The organism is Streptomyces sp. NBC_01717, from assembly GCF_036248255.1.
GTDB lineage: Bacteria > Actinomycetota > Actinomycetes > Streptomycetales > Streptomycetaceae > Streptomyces.
Window position 1 is genome coordinate 449,091 of record NZ_CP109178.1, and the last position, 19,176, is coordinate 468,266.

Here is a 19,176-nt window from a genome sequence, read left to right on the forward strand (position 1 = left end):
CCCGCGCCGGCCTCCCCTGCAGGCCGCTGACCATCAAAAAGTGCTCCGGGCCGGGACCACGAACCCTGGCCATGACCGACAACCATGCGGTCCCGGCCATCGGCGCGTACGGCAGTGTCATCAACAGGACTCCGGCCGTCGGCCGCCTCGCCGCCGAGGCATGCGATTCGACAACGCCTTCTGCACCAACTCGACCTGCTCACCGGCCCGTGCGACCCTGCTCACCGGCACATACAGCCACATCAACGGAATGACCACGCTGGAACAGCCCGGGCAGCTCGGCGACGCGGCGGTGGTGGTGGCCGTCGAGGGCCGGGCGCACGGTGCTGAGCGTGCGGCGCGCGGAGTTCACCGTCCGCAAGGGCTGAGGCCTGCCCCACGACGACGGGCCCCTCCGCCGGATACGGAGAGCCCGTCGTCGTGCGAGGAGCCTCGGTCAGGGGTACGAGGATGCCCTGCGTGAGGAGCCGCGTTCAGAGCTCGAATATGCCGTATCCGAAGCCTTCGGCCCGGATCCGGTCGCCGGCCACAGTGACGCCGTGGGCCTCCAGAGGGGCGGCCCCGCCCGCGGGAGCAGCAGTCTCGGCGGCGTCGCGGCGCGGGTTGACCACCACGAGGTAGCGGCCGCCGCGGATGTACACCAGTGGATAGTCGGCGTGCAGGATCTCCGTGCTGCCGACGGCGCCCAGCTCTCGGATGTCCTTGCGCAGTGCGATGAGGCGGCGCACCAGGTGCAGGAGGGAGCCGTCGTCGGCGCGCTGGGCCGCGACCGTCGGACGGCCCGGGTCCGGGTCGACGGGGAGGTAGAGGCGGTCGGCCGGGGCGGTGGAGAAGCCCGCGTTCGGCGAGTCGTCCCACTGCATGGGGGTGCGGGAGCCGGCGCGGTTGTAGCGGGGGCCCAGCCGGCTGCCTTCGTGTCCGGGCAGGCCGGGCACGTAGCGCATGCCGATCTCGTCGCCGTAGTAGATCGCCGGCAGCGTGGGCCAGGTGAGCTGGAAGACGAAGGCGGCGGGCAGCTGTTCGGCGGTGCGCGGACCGCAGGCCAGGCGGGAGAAGTCGTGGTTGGCCGTGGGCAGGGAGATGAAGCCGGCGTCACCGACGGCGTCTGTCGCGTCGCGCCAGTCGGCGAGGAAGGTGCGCGGGGAGCCCTTGCCCTCGGCGTCGAAGTAGGGCGCCTGCGGCTCCCATTGCTCGCTGACGGTGCCCTCGAAGTTGTTCCACAAGGAGCGCAGTGCGAGCCCGTCGTCCTTGGGGCCGAACTGCAGGAAGAAGTCGGCGTGGAAGCCGGCCGGGACGGACGTTGCGGGGTCCCCCCATTCGGAGAGCAGCGCCGCCTGCGGGTGCTTGCCATCGAGCCAGCTGCGAAGTTCCCGCCAGACCGCGGCGGACTGTGCCTGGCCGGGGTCGTCCTTGACGAGGGAGGCCGCCATGTCGACGCGGAATCCGGACAGGCCGAGGGTCAGCCAGTGGTCCATGATCTCGCGCAGAGCCTGGCGGTTGGCGCGCGGCCCCTCGGCGTCGACGGGCAGGCGCCAGGGTTCCGCCTCGTTCATGCGGGCGTAGCCGAAGTTGAGGGCGGGCTGGGATTCGAAGAAGTTCGGCAGGTAGTAGCCGGGCCGGGTACCCGGCGAGGCCACGAATCCGTCCGGCAGTGCGGCAGGGTCCGTCGGGTCGGCCCAGATGTAGCGGTCGTCGGACGGGTCGTCGGCCGAAGCGGTGAACCAGGGGTGCTGGTCCGAGGTGTGGCCTGCGACCAGGTCGAGCAGTACGCGGATGCCACGGCGCGCCGCGGCATCGGTGAGCCGGGCGAGGTCGTCGTTGGTGCCGTAGCGCGGCGCGACGGTGAGGTAGTCGCTGACGTCGTAGCCCGCGTCGAGGAACGGCGAGGCGAAGCACGGGTTGAACCAGACGGTGTTGACGCCCAGCCAGGCGAGATGGTCCAGCCTGGCCTCGATTCCGGCGAAGTCTCCGATGCCGTCGCCGTTGGAGTCGGCGAAGCTCTGCGGATAGATCTGGTACAGGATGGCGTCGGCGAGCCATTCGGTGGCGGGGCGGGGGGACATCATGACGGTGGCGTCCTTCGCGGGTCGGGGTGACGGGGGGGGTTGGGGATCAGCGTGCAGTGCGCAGGATTGCCTGTACGGGCAGATGGTCGCTGGGGTAACGGCCGTTCGGTGCGAAGTCGTTGAGCATCGCCCGGCGCACGCGGGTGCCCCGGGACGCGAGGATCCAGTCGATGCGGTCGCCGCCGGGGACCGGCGGCCGGTAGTCGTGGAAGGTGCCGTGGGCCGGGCCGCGTTCGTCTGCGGCTTCCCAGGTGTCCACGAGATCCGCCTGGGTCAGGAGCGCCGCGTGGACGGTGCTGTCGCCCGCGGGAGTGTTGAAGTCACCGGTGACGATGCGCGGAACGTCGGGCGCGAGCGTGTTGAGTCGCTCGGCGAGGAGTTCGGCGGAGCGCTCCCGAGCGTGTGCGCTCGCGTCGTCGAAGTGGGTGTTGGCGGCGAAGAGCTCGCCGCCGCCGGACAGGTCATGGAAGCGCACCCATGTGACCATCCGGGTCCAGCCGCCGCCCCAGGTGTTGGAGCCGGGCTCCTGCGGGGTGCCGGAGAGCCAGAAGTGGTCGTACTCCAGAGGTCGGAGCCGTGTGCGGTCGTAGCCGATGGCCATGAACTCTCCGCGGCTGCCGCCCTCCCTGCCCTGGCCGATCCAGCCGTAGTGCTCCGGCCCCAGGTCGGCTTCGAGATCCCGCAGGGGTCCGTGGAGCCCCTCCTGAGTGCCGATCAGATGGGGCCGCTCCATCCGCAGCAGGTGAGCCACCACGTCCCGCCGTTCGCGCCAGGGTCGGGGCGACGCGGGCCAGTCGACATGCAGATTGAAACTCATGACCCGCAGCCAGGGCGGATCGTTGTCCGTCATGCGTTCGCCTCCGAAGCGACTTCGGGGTGGAGTCCGGCAATTCCCTCGGTATCCGCGAAACAGCTCTGCCCGGGGGCTTGTCCGCAGTTGATGAATGCGCTTTCATTCATGCCGCGCAAAACGTTAACTTCACAGGTAGCGATACGGCAACAGGTAAAGAGGTCACGACGTGCTTCGAGCGTACGAGGACAAGGTGAAGGACCTGCTCGGCCGGATGACGGTCCAGGAGAAGCTGGGGCAGATCCAGCAGTTGACCTGGACCGGTGACACCGGCCCGGGCGGCGGTCAGACCGAGCAGACGGAGGCCGCGGCCCGTGCGGGACTGCTCGGTTCGGTGCTCAACATCCACGGCGCCCGCAGCAGCAACTCCCTCCAGCGCATCGCTGTCGAGGAGTCCCGGCTCGGCATCCCGCTGCTCTTCGGCCTGGACGTCATCCACGGCTTCTGGACCGCCTTCCCGATCCCGCTGGCCCAGGCGTCCAGCTTCGACCCGGAGGTGGCGCGACGGGACGCCGAGGTGTCGGCGAAGGAGGCCCGGTCCGAGGGTGTGCGCTGGACCTTCTCCCCCATGATGGACGTCACCCACGAACCGCGCTGGGGCCGGATCGCGGAGAGCTGCGGCGAAGACCCCTGTCTCAGCGCAGCCTTCGCGGTGGCCAAGGTGCAGGGTTACCAGGGCCCGGCCGACGGCAGCGAACTGTCGCGCATGGATCGGATCGCGGCCTGCGCCAAGCACTTCGTCGCCTACGGGGGAGCCGAGGGCGGCCGCGACTACAACACGGTCGACGTCTCCGAGCAGCGACTGCGCAACCTCTACCTGCCACCCTTCAAGGCGGCGGTCGACGCCGGGGTGGCCACCGTCATGGCCGCGTTCAACACCATCGGCGGGGTACCCGCGCACGGCAACGCGCACACGATGAACTCCGTCCTCAAGGAGGAGTGGGGCTTCAAGGGCTTCGTGGTCAGTGACTACACAGGCGTCGAGGAGCTGATCGCGCACGGCTTCGCCGAGGACGGCGCCGAGGCGGCCAGGCTCGCGCTGACCTCCGGCCTCGACATGGAGATGGTCTCCACGAACGTCGCCGTCCACGGCGAGGCACTTCTGTCCGACGGCCTGATCACGATGGAGCGCCTCGACGATGCGGTGACGCGCATCCTGCAGCTGAAATTCGACCTGGGACTGTTCGACGACCCGTACTCCGACGAGTCGGCGGCTGTCGCCGAACCCACCGCCGCAGCACGGGCCGCATCCCGTGAGAGCGCCGCCCGGTCGATGGTCCTGCTCAGGAACGAGGGTTCCGTCCTCCCGCTGAACCCGGCCGCCGGCTCGATCGCGGTCGTCGGCCCCTTCGCCGACTCCACCCGCCTGCACGGCACCTGGGCGGGACCCGGTGCGTCCAGGTTCCCGTCCGTCAGCGTTCTGGACGCCGTGCGCGAGGCGGCGCCCGGCGCGAAGGTCACGCACGCCGGTCAGGACCTGACCCAGGCGGTCGCCGCCGCCGCGGCCGCCGAGGTCACCGTCGTGGTGGTCGGCGAGGACCCCGAGCTCAGCGGTGAGGCGGCCGTGCGAAGCGACATCGGTCTGCCCGCGGGCCAGGAGGAACTCATCGCGGCTGTCGCCGCGACCGGCAAGCCCTTCGTGGTGGTACTGGTCAACGGCAGGCCACTGGTGCTGGGCGACTGGCTGGACTCCGCGACCGCGGTACTGGAGGCCTGGCACCCCGGCATCGAGGCCGGTCACGCGGTGGCGGATGTGCTCTTCGGCGCGGTCAACCCGGGGGGCAAGTTGCCCGTCACCTTCCCGCGGGCCGTGGGTCAGATCCCCCTCTACTACAACCACGAGAGCACGGGCCGTCCGTACAACCCGGCACGGCCGGAGGAGAAGTTCGTCTCGAAGTACCTGGACCTGGCCGACGGACCGCGCTTCCCCTTCGGATACGGCCTCAGTTATACGACCTTCGCCGTCTCACAACCGCAGTTGAGCCAGGAGAGCATCGCAAGGGAAGCCCTGGAGCGAGGCGAGACGGTCGAGGTGTCGCTGACGGTCACCAACACCGGCGAGCGGGCGGGCGACGAGGTCGTCCAGCTCTACGTCCACGATGTGGCGGCCAGCATCGCCCAACCGGTGCGCCGACTGCGTAGCTTCGAGCGGGTCACCCTCGAGCCGGGCCGGAGCACCACCGTGTCCTTCCGTCTCGGTGCGCAGGACCTCGGGTTCTGGACCAACGACCCGGCGGGGACATTCACCATCGAACGCGGCCGCACCGACGTCTACACGGGTACGAGTTCGACGACGCGGGACTACTGCCCGCTGACCGTGGTCTGACCTGTGTCCGTGCACCGCCGCCGCACCGATCTGTACGGCGGCGGTCGCCCCTCCCCCTCTCAGCCCACCGGAGGCGCCCCCGAAGCCCACCCCGTCCCCTGGCCGCTCCCGCCCGAGGACCGCGCGGCGAGCCCGTACACCGGCTGGTCCCGAGCCCACTGGGAGGCCACGGCGGACGGACTGCTCGACTCGGTCGACCGCCACGCGTCGCCGGGCCGCGGGCTCATCCTGCTGCCCGGCAGGCACAGTTGGTCGGGGGCGCGCTCCGACGGCCTCGAAGGCAATGCCCGCACCTTCCTGCTCGCCGGCTTCCGCATCGCCGGAGCCGCGGGCGACGACCCGCACGGCATCCTGCAGCGGTACGCGGACGGCCTCGCCGCGGGCACGCGTACCGTTCCTGACAAGTGCCCGTAAGTGAGTCTTGGACCCACTGCTGCGTGCTGGGCGCATCCCGAACGGTTTTGGATGCGCTGGTCCCACGCTTTCGCTTCCCGTTCGGCGCTGGCCCTTCAGGGGGCCGGTCCGTTGTGGGTGGGCGGGTTCCCTCACGCCCCCGGGTGCCCGGTAGGTCCTGGACGTTCCGATGCCCGCACGATCACTCCGTTCGTGTGGGGGCGGTGCCGTCCTTCCTCGAGCTCTCAACTCCGTTCGAGCAAGGGAGACCCCATCCCGGATCAGCTGCAATCCCGATCTGTCAGACCTCAAGGGCAAGATCGAGCCATGGATCACAATGGCAAGGCGAGAACGCTGACAGGCCCGGCGGAGCTACAGAACGTCCTCTCACTGCTCCTTGATCAGGTCGATCCGGACGCCCTGGGGCTTGATTATCGGTTGGTCGGCACCGGCGCGGCTCTAGCGCAGGGCGTCCAGCTTCCTGTCAACGATGTGGACATCCTGATGATCCGGCGCGGCGATGTCGACAGGGCTGCGGCTGCTTTGTCTGGATTCCCGTGTCGGGATTCGCCGGTCTGGCTTCCCGACGCTCGGCAGTATTTTGCACGGTTCGAGGTTGCGGGCATCGAGGTGGAGATCAGCACCGTCGAGAGATCGGCCGACGCCGACACGCTCGAATGCGTGGGGCGTGGCCCCTGGGAGCACTTCGTCGGCGTCGGGGTGGGCAGGCACCTCGTTCCCGCGGTCGGCCTCGAGCTGCGGTTGGTCACTGAGCTTGTCCGGGACCGACCCGATCGGTATGAGCCGTTGATGGAGCATATGCGGCTGCACGGCGCCGATCTTCCCCTACTGCGGAAGGCTATGGGTGAGCGCGCAGTGGACCCGGCGTGGCGAGAGCACATCCTTGAGCAGCTGCAGCCGCACTGAGCCCTGTCCTCTCAGGCGGACGTGGCGAGATGGAGGGCCAGGACGACTTGGCCGATGCCGGTGATGAGGGTGGTGCTGCAGCGGAGTTTGCGTAGGAGGCGCCAGGTTTTGAGGGTGGCCATGGCCTGCTCGCCGAGGGCTCGGATCTTGTGTGGGAGACGTTGACGGCGCGCTGGCCATGGCCTGCCTCCCCGGCGGCCCTGCGCGACCCCCTACTGCGAACGGCGGTCGAAGAGGACCGGGTTGCGCGGGGTGTCGGGAATGGCGCCGACCTCCGCACCCGGCATCCACCCGCGGTCCGCCACCTGGTGGTCGTTGACAGGATCGGCGACCCTGATGTCCGCGTCCATGTAGATCACCGTCATGACGCGGCGCGGCACGGAGCCTCTGTTGGGCCCGGCGTGGTGGAAGGTCCACCCTCGATGGAAGCTGGCGTCTCCCAGTGCGAACGGCTCCACAACGTCCTCGAAGTCATGCTCGGCCAGCGCCTGCGCGACGCGGGCCTCCGACTCGTCGCTGATCGGCAGGTCGCGGCCGAGCGAGAAGGTATGGCTGCCCCGCGCGAAGGCCAGCGGCCCCATCTCCATCGGGGTCTCCTGCAGCGGCAGCCACAGCGTGCCCACCCGATCCGTCGACAGCGGCCAGTAGTACTGGTCCGCGTGCCAGGGCGTGATCCCGCCGCTCGGCTCCTTGTACAGCGCCTGGTCGTGGTACAGGCGTACCGACGCCACGCCGAGCAGGCCGGCGGCGATGGAGGCGAGCCGTCGGGAGAAGACGAGTTCCCTCACCTGCGCGCTGTGTTCCCACAAATTGCCCACCTGCAGGAACGCCTTGCCATAGGTGTCGCGCTCCGCCAGCGGACGGTGCTGCCTGTTCAGCCGGATGACTTCGCTGGTGACCGCCGGCTCGTACGTGGCAACCGTCTCCGCCGTCAGCACCGCCGGCAGTTGGACGAAGCCGTCACGTGCGAAGTCGTCGACGGCGCGCCGCGGGAGCGGGTAGGGCCGGTCCAGTTCGGTGACGGCCGTTTCGGACGTGGGGCTCATGGGACTGCTCCTTCGAAAGGGGAAGTCAGTTCGACGCCTCCCAGCCTCACAGGGCGATCAGTCGACAACTACCGTTCAGCCGGCTCCGTCAGGCGACCGAGGATCTGAGCCGTGCGCCGAGGGAGCGGGAGATGCCGCGCGCCGCGACCTGCACCAGAGGGGCGAGGGCGTGCGGGTTCACGGCATCCGCGTGGGCGACCACCGATACCGCGGCGACGACGGTGTTCTCCGGCCCGTACACGGGGGCGGCGACCGACACGGCATCCATCGTCACCTGCCGGTCGCTGACGGCGACTCCGGTACGGCGCACCTCGGCGAGGGCGCGGCGGACCTCGGCCGGGGCGCAGAGAGTCTTCTCCGTGTGCCGGACAAACGGTCGGGAGAGCACCTGTTCCTGGACATCCTGGCCGGCGTGGGCGAGGAGGACGAGGCCGACGCCGGTGGGCGCGAGGTCGAATCGCCCGCCGACGCGGGTGAGGACCCGGACCGCGTCGCGGCCCGCGAGGCGCTCCACATACACGACGGACAGCTCCTCGCGGACGGCGAGCTGCACGTTCTCGCGGGTGATGTGGCCGAGGTCGGAGAGGTGCGGCAGGGCCGCCTCGCGCAGGCCGAGGCCGCGCGGGGCGAGGGAGGCGATCTCCCACAGCCTCAGCCCGATGCGATATCCGCCGCCCGGCTCGCGTTCGAGCGCGCCCCAGTCGGCCAGTTCCTTCACCAGCCGGTGGGCGGTGGTGAGGGGCAGGCCGGTGTGGCGGGAGATCTCGGCGAGCCGCAGCACGGGCCGAGCCGGAGCGAAGGCTTCCAACACCTGGAGAGCCCTGGCTGTCACCGAACAGTTGCCGGTCGAGGCTTTGCGCTGCATGCCGGCCTCCTCGCCGTACGCCCTGCGCTCCACCGTGGACCCGGGCACTTCACCGAGAAGCTAGGCAGACATCTCCCGGCCGTCAACACTCTGTCAACGATTCGCCGTGGCGTGCCCTGCGGGAACCGGAGGCTTCGGGCGACTGCGGACATTCACCGGCGTCCGGACGCCGACATGCCCTGCCGTCGCCGATCCCAGCAGCCGTCACAGATCCAGGACGAGCCTTGGGCATGATGCCCGGGAAACGCAGATCATCATCGTGTCATGGCTGCTCTGCTCGGCGGGGGTGAGGAGCGAGTCGCGGTGGTCGACCGTGCCGTCCAGCACCGCGGTCTCGCAGGTGCCACAGGTGCCCTCCTGACAGGAGGAGAGGACCTGTACACCGGCCTCCTCGACCGCCTGGAGCACGGACTTGTCCGGCGGAACGGTCACCGTGATGCCGGACTGCGCCAGTTCGACAGCGAACGCCGCGTCCCGCAGGGGCGCCTGCAGCTCCTTGGGCGTGAACCGTTCGAGGTGCAGGGCGCCGTCGGGCCAGTCGGCGCACCGCTCCTCGACGGCCTTGAGCAACGGCTCCGGGCCGCAGCAGTAGATGAGTGTGCCCGGCTGCGGGGTAGCCAGGAGCGCGTCCAGGTCGAGGAGGCCGTACTCGTCCTCGGGGCGGACCCGCACCCGCTCGTCGTACCGCTTGACGAGTTCGTCACGGAAGGCCATCGACGCCAGGGTCCGCCCTCCGTACACCATCTCCCATGCGGATCCGAGCCGTTCGGCCTCAGCCAGCATCGGGATGATCGGTGTGACGCCGATCCCGCCCGCGATGAAGAGGTACCGTTCGGCGCGCTCCAGGGGGAAGTGGTTGCGCGGACCGCGCACCCTGACCGCGTCGCCTTCGGCCAGCGTGTCGTGCACGTGGAGTGAACCGCCGCGGCCGTCCTTCTCCAGGAGGACGGCGACGCGCCACACCTCCGCTTCTTCCGGCGAGGAACACAGCGAGTACTGCCGCACAAGGTTCGGTGCCGGCAGGAGGTCGATGTGCGCGCCGGGCGTCCAGGCGGGCAGGGAGGCGCCGTCGGGCCGCCGCAGGTCGAGCGAGACGACGCCGTCCGCCTCGTCGGTACGGCGGGCCACGACGAGTTCGAGTTCGGCCTCGGGCGCGGTGGTGTTTCTGGTCATCAGAGGATCCTTGAGTACGCGAGGTCAGGCGCCGACGAGTCGGCGGGGGTGGGGAGTTACTTCTGGGGGCGGGGCGGCCCCCTGGCCCGGGTGCCCGTCGGGGTGGGCGAGCAGCCACTCCCACAACTCCACCGGGTCCTCGGACTCCCGGTCCTCACCGCACCAGCACCAGCCGCGCAGCCGGTCCGTGCCGGGGACCCACACGATCCGGTAGACCGTCTCCCCGTCGAGCATCGTCGTGGGCTGCGTGCTCATCGGACGCCCACCGTGGAGCCGGCGGTGCCGGCCTCGACCATCCGCTTGAGGATGCGCCGGGCGGCCAGGCCACCGGTGTCGATGTTGATGCTGAGCTCCTGCGTCCCGGCCGGCTCGGAGGCGATGACCCGCTCCAGTTTGTCGAGTGCGACGACGTCCTGGAGGACGACGGTGCGGTTGTTCTCCAGCAGGAAGTCGGAGACCTTCTGGTCCTGCAGGGCGAAGTCGCGTGCCACGGCCCAGAAGTCGTGGGTGCTGTGCTCGGTCTCGGGGGTGATGGCGTAGACGACCTCGACGTGGAAGGCGTCCGGATCGCTGCCGTCGACGTGCGGGCCCGGCGTTCCGACCGGGGCGATGCGGGAGTGCAGAAGGTAGAGGCAGGGAGCGTGGTACTCGATGTCCTGCCATCGCGTGATGCGGCCGGTGATGCCGGTGGACTCGGAGTAGAACGGCGGGCAGGCCGCGTCGTCCATGTGCCGACTGACGTGGACGACGCCCGCCTTGTCGTCGACCTCGGTGGTGATCGGGGTCTCGGCGACCTCGGGCGTGCCGATGTAGCCGCCGTGCAGGTACGTCTCGTGGGACAGGTCGAGCAGGTTGTCGACGAGAAGACCGTAGCGGGCCGCGAGCGGCTCCATGCCGCAGACGGTGGTGTAGTCGGACGAGTCCAGCCAGGGGGCACGCGGGATCAGGGTCTTGTCGGCCTGGTCGTGGTCGCCGATCCACACCCACACGAAGGAGTCCTGCTCCGTGACGGGGTAGGAGGTGAGCCGGGCGGTGCGCGGCACGCGCTTCTGTCCGGGCACGCTCACGCAGACACCGTCCGCACCGTAGGTGAAGCCGTGGTAGCCGCAGACGACCGTGTCGCCGTCCAGTCGGCTCGGCTTCTCGGAGAGCGGGAAACGGCGGTGCACGCAGCGATCCGCCATGGCGGTGACCTCGCCCGCCTCGGTGCGCCAGAAAAGGATCGACTCGCCACAGATGGTGCGGGTGAACAGCTCCCGCCCGATCTCGCTGCCGTAGGCGGCCACGTACCACTGGTTGCGCGCGAATGACGTCGTCGTCATCGTCATCTCCCCTGCGTTCGGGCGGGCCCGAACGCGTAGACGGATTGCGGGATTTGGATACCGTTGCCCTGCTGCCTGCGGGCCGGGGCGGAGCGCTTCCCAGAGTGCTGCAGGCACGCGCCTGCGAACAGGGCGCCTTCCGTTGAACGGAAGTCCGGCGCCGGGTGGTTCGGGGCCTTCGCGGCCGCGATGACGTCCGTCCGCCCCCGCGATCGGCAGGCCGCCGGTCAGCGGGTCGGACCCCACCGGGCCGGCCGGGAGCGCAGCCCATGGCGCTTCGGCGCCCGACCCCGGCCAGGGAGAACGGACTTGCGGTCAGGTCTGGACCGCCGGCCTTGCCGTCGTCACGCCGGTCGCGGGCAGCTCCGCGGACAGTGCGCCCTCGGCCTCGGCCGGCAGCCTGCGCTGGACCCGGCCGAGCGCGAACAGCACGAGCACCATCACCGCCGGACAGACCGAGAACACGGTGAACGCCCCGCGTGCCCCGAGACCGGCGTCGAGGATGACGCCGCCGAGCCAGGGTCCGGCCATGGCACCGACCTTGGCGACGGAGGACGCCCAGGCGGCACCGTTGGCTCGGATCGCCGTGGGGTAGAAGGTGCCGGCGATGCTGGTGATGCCACCATGGCCGCTGTTGATGAACATCTTGGCGCCGATGACGAAGGCGACGTAGACGGCCGGACCGAGCACACCGGTGCCCAGAACCAGCATGCAGACGACGGCTGCGAGCGGCATCCACAGGATGGTGCCCGCGCCCTTGCGATCGACGAACCGGCTGATGAACAGCTGCCCGACGGCGCCCGCGACGCTCGCGCACGCGGCGATGGTGGCGGCGGCGCTCACGCTGAAGCCCATCCGCTCGTTGATCATCGGGGTCCAGAAGACCATGAAGTAGATCAGCGCCGAGGAGAGCAGGTAGACCAACCACAGCAGTGGTGTGATGCCCATGAGGTGGCCGCGGAAGAGCTGGGCAGGGGTGAACCGCTTGCCGTGATCGGCCTGTTGCGGATCGCCGGTGGTGAAGCGGGTCCCGGGCTCGATGGCCAGGTCCGGCTGGAGGCGGGCCAGGATGCGGGCGATGCGCTCATCGCTGCCGGGGCGGGCCTTCAGCGCCAGGAACTTCACCGACTCGGGCAACAGCGCCAGCATCGCAAAGACGGTGAGCAGGGAGCAGACACCGCCGACGACGAACACCGAGCGCCAGCCGTGTTCCGGAATCAGCCAGTTGGAGACGGGGCCGCCCGCGGCGCCGCCGAGGGTGTAGCCGGCCATGATGATCGACACAGCGGTCACCCGGAACCGCTTCGGCGCGTACTCGGCCGCCAGGGCCCAGGTCAGTGGTAGCACCCCGCCGAGGAAGAGCCCGGAGACGAACCGCAGGGCGACCAGGTGTCCGTACGTGCCCGCATAGGCGAAGCCGAGCATGAAGAGGCCGAAGCCGACGACCGAGACAGCGATGATGGGACGGCGGCCGATCCGGTCGGCCAGATAGCCCATGATCAAAGCACCGATCATGGTGCCGAACAGGCCGACCGTACCGAGGGTGCCGAGCTGGGTCTCGGTGAGCGCGAAATCCTTCCGGATGTAGGTGGCGGCGAACGACAGGATCTGGAAGTCGAAGCCGTCGAGGAAGGTGATCAAGCAGCAGACGGCGTACATCAGCAGCCATGAGCGGCTCGCGCGCTGCCGCTCGACGATCGGGGCCAGTTCCACAACGGGCGGTGCGGCGCTCATGGACAGCTCCTCGTCGCTGAGGTGTGCGGGATCGGTGCGGGGTGCACGGTGACGGTGCCGTGGTCGGCGTCGATGCGGACCCGGTCGCCTGTGCGGATGACGGTCAGCGGGTCCTGGTCCAGGCCGGTCACGGTGGGTACGCGGGTGACGACCGCGCCGAGGGCGGCCTTGGTGGTCGTCGTCACGAAGATCATGCCGAGGGGGGCGGTGCCGGCGAGCCGGGTCGCCTGGAAGAAGCCCGCCCAGCCGGAGGAACCCTTGGCGCCCGGGAACACCAGGATCTTCCCGGCGAAGGACTGGCCGTACAGCGGGTGGCGGCGTTCGATGACGACGCCGCGGGCCGGGTCGATGCCGCCCCATCCGGAGACGGTCTCGGCCGATACGAGTGCCTCGCCCTCCACTAGGCCGGGGACGACGGTCCGCCCCCGCAGGACCACGGCGTCGCTCATCGCAGGTCTCCTTTCCAGATGCCGGTGACAGCGGCATCGATGCAGTCGGCGAGCGTGCCGAACCAGGCCTCGATGCCGAGGATCGCGGGCAGGTAGTGGGCCTGCTTCGCCGAGTCGGTGGCGAAGACCTTCGTGCCGGGTGGCGCGGAGCGGGACATGGCGGGGCAGGAGTCGGTGAGCACGCGGCCGCCGGCGCGCTCGATGGTCTGCGTCCAGCCGTTGCGGTCCGCGGTCGTGCGCAGTGCTCGTGGCACCATCAGCCACAATTGGGTGCCGGAGTTGAGCCGCCGCCCCTCCAGCAGCCGCGCGGTGTCGCGGACCTGGTCGAGCGAGGCGTGCGGGCAGCCGAGCAGGACGAAGTCCACGTCCGGGCTTGTGCCCTGGGAGTTGAGGTCCTCATAGACGGCACGGCGCTCGCGTTCCCCGTACGGCACGGCCTCGGGGATCCGCCGGCCGCCAAAGGCTGCCTCGAGACTCGGGGCTTCGGGGGTGATGCCGGGAAGGTGGTAGATCTCGACCCCGCCGGAGGATGCGGCGGCCGCCCCGAAGTGCTTGAGGTCGAGCAGGTCGGGCTGGGCCAGCGCGCCGGTGACGACCGGGCGTTCCTCCTGGACGAGGCCTCCGGCGAAGTAGCCGAGCATGCCCCAGTCGAGTGGCCCCGCCACCGGTGTGCGGACGTCGACGTGGTGGGTGCCGATCCGGTTCTCGGTGCGGTGGTTGCCCCAGCAGGGGATGCGGCCGGTGAGCGAGGCCGCTCCGGTGGAGGCCGTGCCTTCGCAGTTGGTGCGTGCGCCCACCACCGAGTTGGCGTAGACGACCGCCGAGGACTCCATCCAGGCCAGATGTTCGCCACGTACGGGGATGTTGCCCACTTGGTACGGCGTGCAGGTGGCGAGGATGTTGACGCCCTTGCGGCTGTAGAACGCCTCGGCGTCGGACTGCAGCGCGACGAGCTCCTTCGGGTAGGGGGCGACGCCCTCGGCGTCGGGACCGAAGCTCTGCTGGAGCTGGCAGGTGGGTACCTTCATGTCGGGGATGGTGAAGTCGCCGTCGCTGTCGAGGTTGAGCACGGCGTACGCCTTGTGCCAGCCACCTTCCCGTGCGAGCTGTGCTTTGGCGGGCGACGGCTGGGTCATGGTCCCCGCCACGTTCCGCACGTCGCACAGCTCCTCGGCGTCCAACGCTTGCCCGTAGCGGACGAGGAGGTCCATAGCTGCCGCGACCGCGGGTCCTTCGGCGCCGTCGAGCATGGCCTTGTCGGTGTCGTTGAGCTTCATGCGCTCGTGGTTCCTTCCCTGGGCGTGCGCGGGGTGAGTACCGCGCCTTCCTGGAGCGGGCGGACCGTCCGCAGGTAGACGGACAGCCATCCGCGCTCGGCCTCCGCGCACGGGGTCCAGGGGATGCGGGTGGCCAGTTCCTCGTCCGGTACGAGGAGGTCGGCGCGCCGGGTCGTGAGGTCGATGGAGATCGTGTCGCCGTCCCGGACCAGGGCCAGCGGCCCGCCGTCGGCGGCCTCCGGGGAGACCTCGCCGACGACGATGCCCTTGTTGACCAGGCCGGAGAGTTGTCCGTCGGTGACGACGGCGACCTTGCCGGTCAGCCCGGCCCCGTCGAGCGCGAAGACGGGCCGCGAGGCCATGCCCATGCCGGGAGTGCCCTTGGGCCCGAGACCGCGCAGCACCAGCACCTGTCCCGGCAGCACATCTCCGGCACGCAACCCGTCAAGCGCGTCCTGCGGACTGTCGTACACCTTGGCCGGTCCGGTGAACGACGGCGGGCGCTCCTCGTCGACCGCCAGCTTGACGATTCCGGTGGCCGGCGCGAGCGAGCCGCGGACCAGGACGATCGTGGGCCTGCGGCCGAGCGCTCGCTCCGGCGGCCGGATCACCTCGGGGTCCTTGGGCTGTCGTTCCCTGAGCTCCTCACCGAGAGTGCGGCCCGTGATGGTCAGGGCCTCGGTATGCAGCAGCTCGCGCAGCTGCCACAGCACTCCCGACGCTCCGCCGGCCGCCTCGAACTCGTCGATGGAGTACGGTCCGTTCGGCCGTACGGCGGCCAGCAGCGGGACCTGGTCGGCGAGCCGCTCGTACATGCCGTACACGTCGATGCCGGTGTGCGCCTCCTCGGCGATCGCCTGCAGGTGCTTGACGGAATTGATGGACGCGCTGACGGCGAGCATGACCGTCACCGCGTTCTCGAAGGCCTCGCGGGTGAGCAGGGCGCGGGGGCGCAGGTCCTCGCGGACGACGTCGACGATCCGGCGCCCCGCAGCCCGCACATCGGCCCACATCCTCGGGCTGTTGGCGAGCACCGGTGTGGAGCCGGGCAGCGCCATACCGAGCGCCTCGCAGGCGATGTGCATGGAGTTGGCGGTGCCCATGCCGGCGCATACGCCCGGTCCCGCGACGGCGTTCTCGCTCATACCGGTCAGTTCGTCCAGGCTGATGCGGCCCTGTGCGTGGTGGCCCGCGGCGAGGAAGACGTCCTCGATGTCGCAGTGGCGCCCGGCGAAGGTGCCGCAGGCCTGATAGCCGCAGCCGACGACGACGGTCGGCAGATCGAGCCGCGCTGCCGCCATCAGCTGCCCTGGGGCGGTCTTGTCGCAGGAGGCGAGCGTGAGCATGCCGTCGAGCTGGGCGCCTTCGACGGCGGCCTCGATGTCATGGGTGATCAGGTCGCGAGCGGAGAGAATGTAGCCACCGCGGCCGCCCGCGCTGTGGATGAAGTCGCTCGGGGCAACGGTGCGGATTTCGAAGCCGATGCCGCCGGACTCGGCGATCGCCTCCTTGGCGGCCCTCGCGATGTCGTCGAGGTGGCTGTAGCAGGTGGCGAGCTGGGACGAGGAGTTGACGATGGCGATCTTCGGCTTGGCCATGTCCTCGTCGGTGAGGCCGAGGGCTCGCCACTGTGCGCGCCGGACGGCCCACGGAGACGTTCCGGGGGTGTAGTTGCTGCGGAGTGCGGTCATGAATCGGCTCCTCAGTCGTCGACGTTTGCGGCGAGGCGGGCGCGGAGGGCTGCGAGGTCGATCCCGTGCACGCTGCCATCGCGTCCGGCGAGATCCAGGGCGTGGGCGGCGCCCGCCCCCATGGCCGCGCAGGGACCCATGACGCGCACGCTGGAGAGGGCCGCCGCATCGCCGTCGGCGCAGCGTCCGGCGGCCACGAGGTTGTCGCAGTCCGGGGAGAGCAGGGAGCGCAGTGGTACGTAGTGGACGTGGTCGGCGTCGAAGGTCTCCCAGACGTACCCGTCCGCACGGTCGTGCAGCTCGATGGGCCAGGCGGTGCGGGCGACCGCGTCCTCGAAGCGGGTTCCGGCCCTCACCTCGTCGAGCGACAGCTGGTGGCTGCCCTTGATCCAGCGGGTCTGCCGCCTTCCCGGGAGACCGTACGAGCGGACTTTCGCCTCGCCGAAGGCCTTCGGGAATTCCGCACGCAGGAACTCGACCACCCGGTCGGCCTGTTCACGGCCGTCGAGCTGGGCGGCAGACGCCTCGACCGGGTCGAGCGGGGCCGGTATGTGGGTCATGTTGAGGACGGCGGTGTTCCGTCCGGGGAAGAAGAAGGCGAGCCCGTCGCGGCGGACCAGTCCCCATTCGGGCGCCTTGGCGTGGACCTGCTCGGCAAGCTCCTCACGGCCCGGCTGATGCTCCTCGTGCAGGTGCTCCAGGACGATCTGCTGCGATCCGTAGATGGTTCGTTCCGGCACGCGGCAGGCCAGCCCAGCCTCCCAGGCAAGCGCCGCGTCGCCGGTGGCGTCGACGAAGCCGGGCGCGGTGACCCGCACGGTTCCGTGCCGGGTGGCGAAGGACACCGCCGCGATGCGCCGACCGTCCCGCTCCACACCGGTGATCGAGGCCCCGAGGACGACACGGATGCCCAGTTCCCGGATCCGCCGCTCCACCCACCGGCCCAGCGCCACCTCGTCATAGGTGACGGTGATGGTGTGGCCACGGTTGGTGTGCAGATCGCCGGAAGCATCCAGGTCGGCGAAGATTCCGTCGAAGATGCCGTGGGTGAGCTGCCGGTAGCCGGGCCCGTTTCCGTACACCCCGCAGAACAGTCCGATCAGCGAGTTCACCATCTGCCCACCGAGCACGGGCAGACTGTCCACGAGGACGACGTCCCGCCCGAGCTGCGCGCTCTCGATCGCGGCGGAGATTCCGGAGACCCCCGCCCCCACCACGCAGACATCGGCGTCGAGTTGATGGCTCGCCGTACCGGTCTGCTTGGTGACGGTATGGACTTTCAGCTCGGTCAGGGCATGGGGCATGGAGATCTCCTGTGCGAGGGGGCTGTGCCGCAGTCGGCTCACTGCTTGCCCGGCACACTAGGAAGCCCTGTTCCGCGGAGGGAATGCCCAGGTCGATAGAGCGTTCGGCTGGGTGGCATCAATGGCGTTTATGGTCCGAGGCTGTCCGCTGCCCGGGCCACCAGTTCACGCAGCCAGCTGTGCGCCGGGTCCTCGTCGTGGCTCGCGTCCCACCACAGGTGCTCCTCGAGCGAATCGAGCGGTACCGGACAGTCGAGCGTGCGCAGTCCGTGAGCCGACGGCAGCCGCGCGGTGAGCCGCTCCGGGATGAGCGCCACCCTCCGCGTGCCGGCGATGAAGTCGGGTACGGCCCGATAGCTCTCCACGCGTACGGCGATCCGCGGCCGGATGCCCAGTGCGGTCAGCTGCCGGGTCGCCGGAGCGGCCGAGGGGTAGCCGTCGTCCCGGTGGTAGGGCACCACCCACGGCAGCCGTGCCAGGTCCTCGATGCCGAATGCCCCGGCCTCGCACAGCGGATGACCGGTGGACACCAGGCAGACCCACCGGTCGCGGAAGAGCGGAACCGACCCGACCCCCGGGGTGCGAAAGTGGCCGAGAGACGGGGACACCAGACCGTCGACGAGGCGAATCGTGTCGCCCGCACCGCTGCCCAGAGTCTCCCGGACGAGCTGGAGATGAAGCGCCGCGTGCGGTGCGTCGCTGTCGAACAGCCGCGAGAGCGCGGGGCCGAGAACGGTTGCCGGATAGTCGGCCATCAGCAGCGTGAACTCCCGCTGTGTGGTGGCCGGATCGAACGCCGTGCCCGTCGCGAAGAGCCGCTCCGCCGCAGCGCACACCGTCTCGACCTGACCGGCGAGCTGCGCGGCGAGCGGCGTCAGCACGTAGGTGCCCTGGACCCTGACGAGCAACTCGTCCGCGAAGTGCCGGCGCAGCCGGGACAGCGAGGCGCTGACGGCCGGCTGGGTGACGCCGAGGTTGCGGGCGGCACGGGTGACGTTCCGCTCGCGCAGCAGTGCGCGGAGCGTGACCAGGAGGTTGAGGTCGAGGTTGGCGAGGTGTGTGGGACGGGACTGCCGTGGGGTCATGAGCTCGGGATCCTGCCGCATACGCATCGCCAGGGCCAGCCATGATTCCGTTGGCCGGAATCCCGCGTCGACCGCCCGGCTGGAGTCACTGCGATCGAAGGCGAGAAGCCTGGTCGCGCGACTGACTGGCCGAGCCATCGTCGCCACATTCGCCGTCGGCATTCCCCGGTCGACGAGAACACCACACAGTTCGCCGTCACCGAAGTCTGCGACCAGGGCCTGCCCGATGGATCGCGTCACGACCCGACGTTCAGATCGTTCCGGCCGGTGTGGGGCGGGACGGTCACGCAAGATCGACAATGGCACAAGTAACTTTCATCCGACCGATTACTTCGCCTGTCGCTTCCGGTCATACAAGCAAAGCAGATCAGCACCTCAAGATCATTTTTCGCCGAGAGATGGGACACTGCGATATGACTGAAGCCGTGAAGGGCCCTGCCAGCTACTTCCCTTCGATCGAGAAGAAGTACGGCCGTCCGATAGCCGAGTGGAAGGACATCATCCGCTCCTCACCCTTGACCAGGCATATGGAACTCGTCTCCTGGCTCAAAACCGGGCACGGGCTCGGGCACGGTCACGCAAACGCCCTTGTCGCGCACACCCTTGCCGAGGACGCCGGGAAGTGAGCCGCTCCATCCTGGAAACATGAGAGCGCATCGCCACCGGTC

16 protein-coding genes and 2 pseudogenes are annotated in these 19,176 nt (G+C 69.8%); 4 read left to right on the top strand and 14 right to left on the bottom strand.

The features are described from left to right. Positions 1-473: 473 nt before the first annotated feature. A complete protein-coding gene (locus tag OHB49_RS02050; RefSeq protein WP_329157396.1) occupies positions 474-2,066 on the bottom strand; it encodes an alpha-amylase family glycosyl hydrolase in 1,593 nt (530 codons plus the stop codon). A gap of 46 nt (positions 2,067-2,112) precedes the next feature. Then, positions 2,113-2,916, bottom strand: coding sequence for an endonuclease/exonuclease/phosphatase family protein (locus OHB49_RS02055; protein WP_329157397.1), 804 nt, complete (start codon positions 2,914-2,916; stop codon positions 2,113-2,115). Positions 2,917-3,130: 214 nt separating this feature from the next. On the opposite strand from OHB49_RS02055, the gene OHB49_RS02060 reads away from it, so the two are divergent. The 3 genes and pseudogenes from OHB49_RS02060 to OHB49_RS02070 all read left to right on the top strand — a co-directional run bounded on the left by OHB49_RS02060 (position 3,131) and on the right by OHB49_RS02070 (position 6,562). After that, the gene (locus OHB49_RS02060) at positions 3,131-5,242 is read left to right on the top strand and encodes a glycoside hydrolase family 3 N-terminal domain-containing protein (protein ID WP_329166320.1); all 2,112 of its coding nucleotides are present in this window, start codon (positions 3,131-3,133) and stop codon (positions 5,240-5,242) included. A gap of 30 nt (positions 5,243-5,272) precedes the next feature. Then, positions 5,273-5,635, top strand: a pseudogene (locus tag OHB49_RS02065) (DUF2264 domain-containing protein); the annotation flags it as partial. A gap of 327 nt (positions 5,636-5,962) precedes the next feature. Beyond that, the gene (locus tag OHB49_RS02070; RefSeq protein ID WP_329157399.1) at positions 5,963-6,562 is read left to right on the top strand and encodes a hypothetical protein; all 600 of its coding nucleotides are present in this window, start codon (positions 5,963-5,965) and stop codon (positions 6,560-6,562) included. 11 nt (positions 6,563-6,573) lie between these two features. On the opposite strand, the pseudogene OHB49_RS02075 reads toward OHB49_RS02070, so the two are convergent. The 12 genes and pseudogenes from OHB49_RS02075 to OHB49_RS02130 all read right to left on the bottom strand — a co-directional run. Continuing rightward, positions 6,574-6,740 (bottom strand): annotated as a pseudogene (locus tag OHB49_RS02075) (IS5/IS1182 family transposase); the annotation flags it as partial. A 34-nt stretch (positions 6,741-6,774) separates the two neighbouring features. Further along, positions 6,775-7,608 (bottom strand): phytanoyl-CoA dioxygenase family protein, encoded by an 834-nt coding sequence (locus tag OHB49_RS02080; protein WP_329157400.1) that lies wholly within the window; start codon positions 7,606-7,608, stop codon positions 6,775-6,777. Between the two features lie 88 nt (positions 7,609-7,696). Then, complete coding sequence (locus OHB49_RS02085; RefSeq protein ID WP_329157401.1) at positions 7,697-8,473, bottom strand: IclR family transcriptional regulator; 777 nt, start codon at positions 8,471-8,473, stop codon at positions 7,697-7,699. A gap of 204 nt (positions 8,474-8,677) precedes the next feature. Beyond that, complete coding sequence (locus OHB49_RS02090; protein ID WP_329157403.1) at positions 8,678-9,646, bottom strand: PDR/VanB family oxidoreductase; 969 nt, start codon at positions 9,644-9,646, stop codon at positions 8,678-8,680. Between the two features lie 24 nt (positions 9,647-9,670). Further along, positions 9,671-9,901, bottom strand: coding sequence for a hypothetical protein (locus OHB49_RS02095; protein ID WP_329157405.1), 231 nt, complete (start codon positions 9,899-9,901; stop codon positions 9,671-9,673). Then, entirely contained in the window at positions 9,898-10,968 is a 1,071-nt protein-coding gene (locus OHB49_RS02100) for an aromatic ring-hydroxylating dioxygenase subunit alpha (protein WP_329157407.1), read from the bottom strand. The genes OHB49_RS02095 and OHB49_RS02100 overlap by 4 nt, the downstream gene beginning before the upstream one ends. Positions 10,969-11,283: 315 nt before the next feature. Then, positions 11,284-12,702 carry an MFS transporter gene (locus tag OHB49_RS02105; protein ID WP_329157409.1) on the bottom strand — a complete coding sequence of 473 codons (1,419 nt, stop codon included), beginning with the start codon at positions 12,700-12,702 and terminating at the stop codon, positions 11,284-11,286. Next, the gene (locus OHB49_RS02110) at positions 12,699-13,151 is read right to left on the bottom strand and encodes an aconitase X swivel domain-containing protein (protein WP_329157410.1); all 453 of its coding nucleotides are present in this window, start codon (positions 13,149-13,151) and stop codon (positions 12,699-12,701) included. Before OHB49_RS02110 ends, OHB49_RS02105 begins: the two co-directional genes overlap by 4 nt. Next, positions 13,148-14,428, bottom strand: coding sequence for an aconitase X catalytic domain-containing protein (locus OHB49_RS02115; protein ID WP_329157412.1), 1,281 nt, complete (start codon positions 14,426-14,428; stop codon positions 13,148-13,150). Before OHB49_RS02115 ends, OHB49_RS02110 begins: the two co-directional genes overlap by 4 nt. Further along, on the bottom strand, positions 14,425-16,119 hold the full coding sequence (gene ilvD, locus OHB49_RS02120; protein WP_329157413.1) for a dihydroxy-acid dehydratase: 1,695 nt from the start codon (positions 16,117-16,119) through the stop codon (positions 14,425-14,427). The genes OHB49_RS02115 and ilvD overlap by 4 nt, the downstream gene beginning before the upstream one ends. An 11-nt stretch (positions 16,120-16,130) precedes the next feature. Next, the gene (locus OHB49_RS02125; protein ID WP_329157415.1) at positions 16,131-17,423 is read right to left on the bottom strand and encodes an FAD-dependent oxidoreductase; all 1,293 of its coding nucleotides are present in this window, start codon (positions 17,421-17,423) and stop codon (positions 16,131-16,133) included. A 128-nt stretch (positions 17,424-17,551) separates the two neighbouring features. Continuing rightward, positions 17,552-18,748 (bottom strand): LysR family transcriptional regulator, encoded by a 1,197-nt coding sequence (locus tag OHB49_RS02130; protein WP_329157416.1) that lies wholly within the window; start codon positions 18,746-18,748, stop codon positions 17,552-17,554. Positions 18,749-18,921: 173 nt separating this feature from the next. Here OHB49_RS02130 and OHB49_RS02135 point away from each other — a divergent pair, with 173 nt between their 5' ends. Then, positions 18,922-19,134 carry a DUF4287 domain-containing protein gene (locus OHB49_RS02135; RefSeq protein WP_313941024.1) on the top strand — a complete coding sequence of 71 codons (213 nt, stop codon included), beginning with the start codon at positions 18,922-18,924 and terminating at the stop codon, positions 19,132-19,134. Positions 19,135-19,176: the final 42 nt, after the last annotated feature.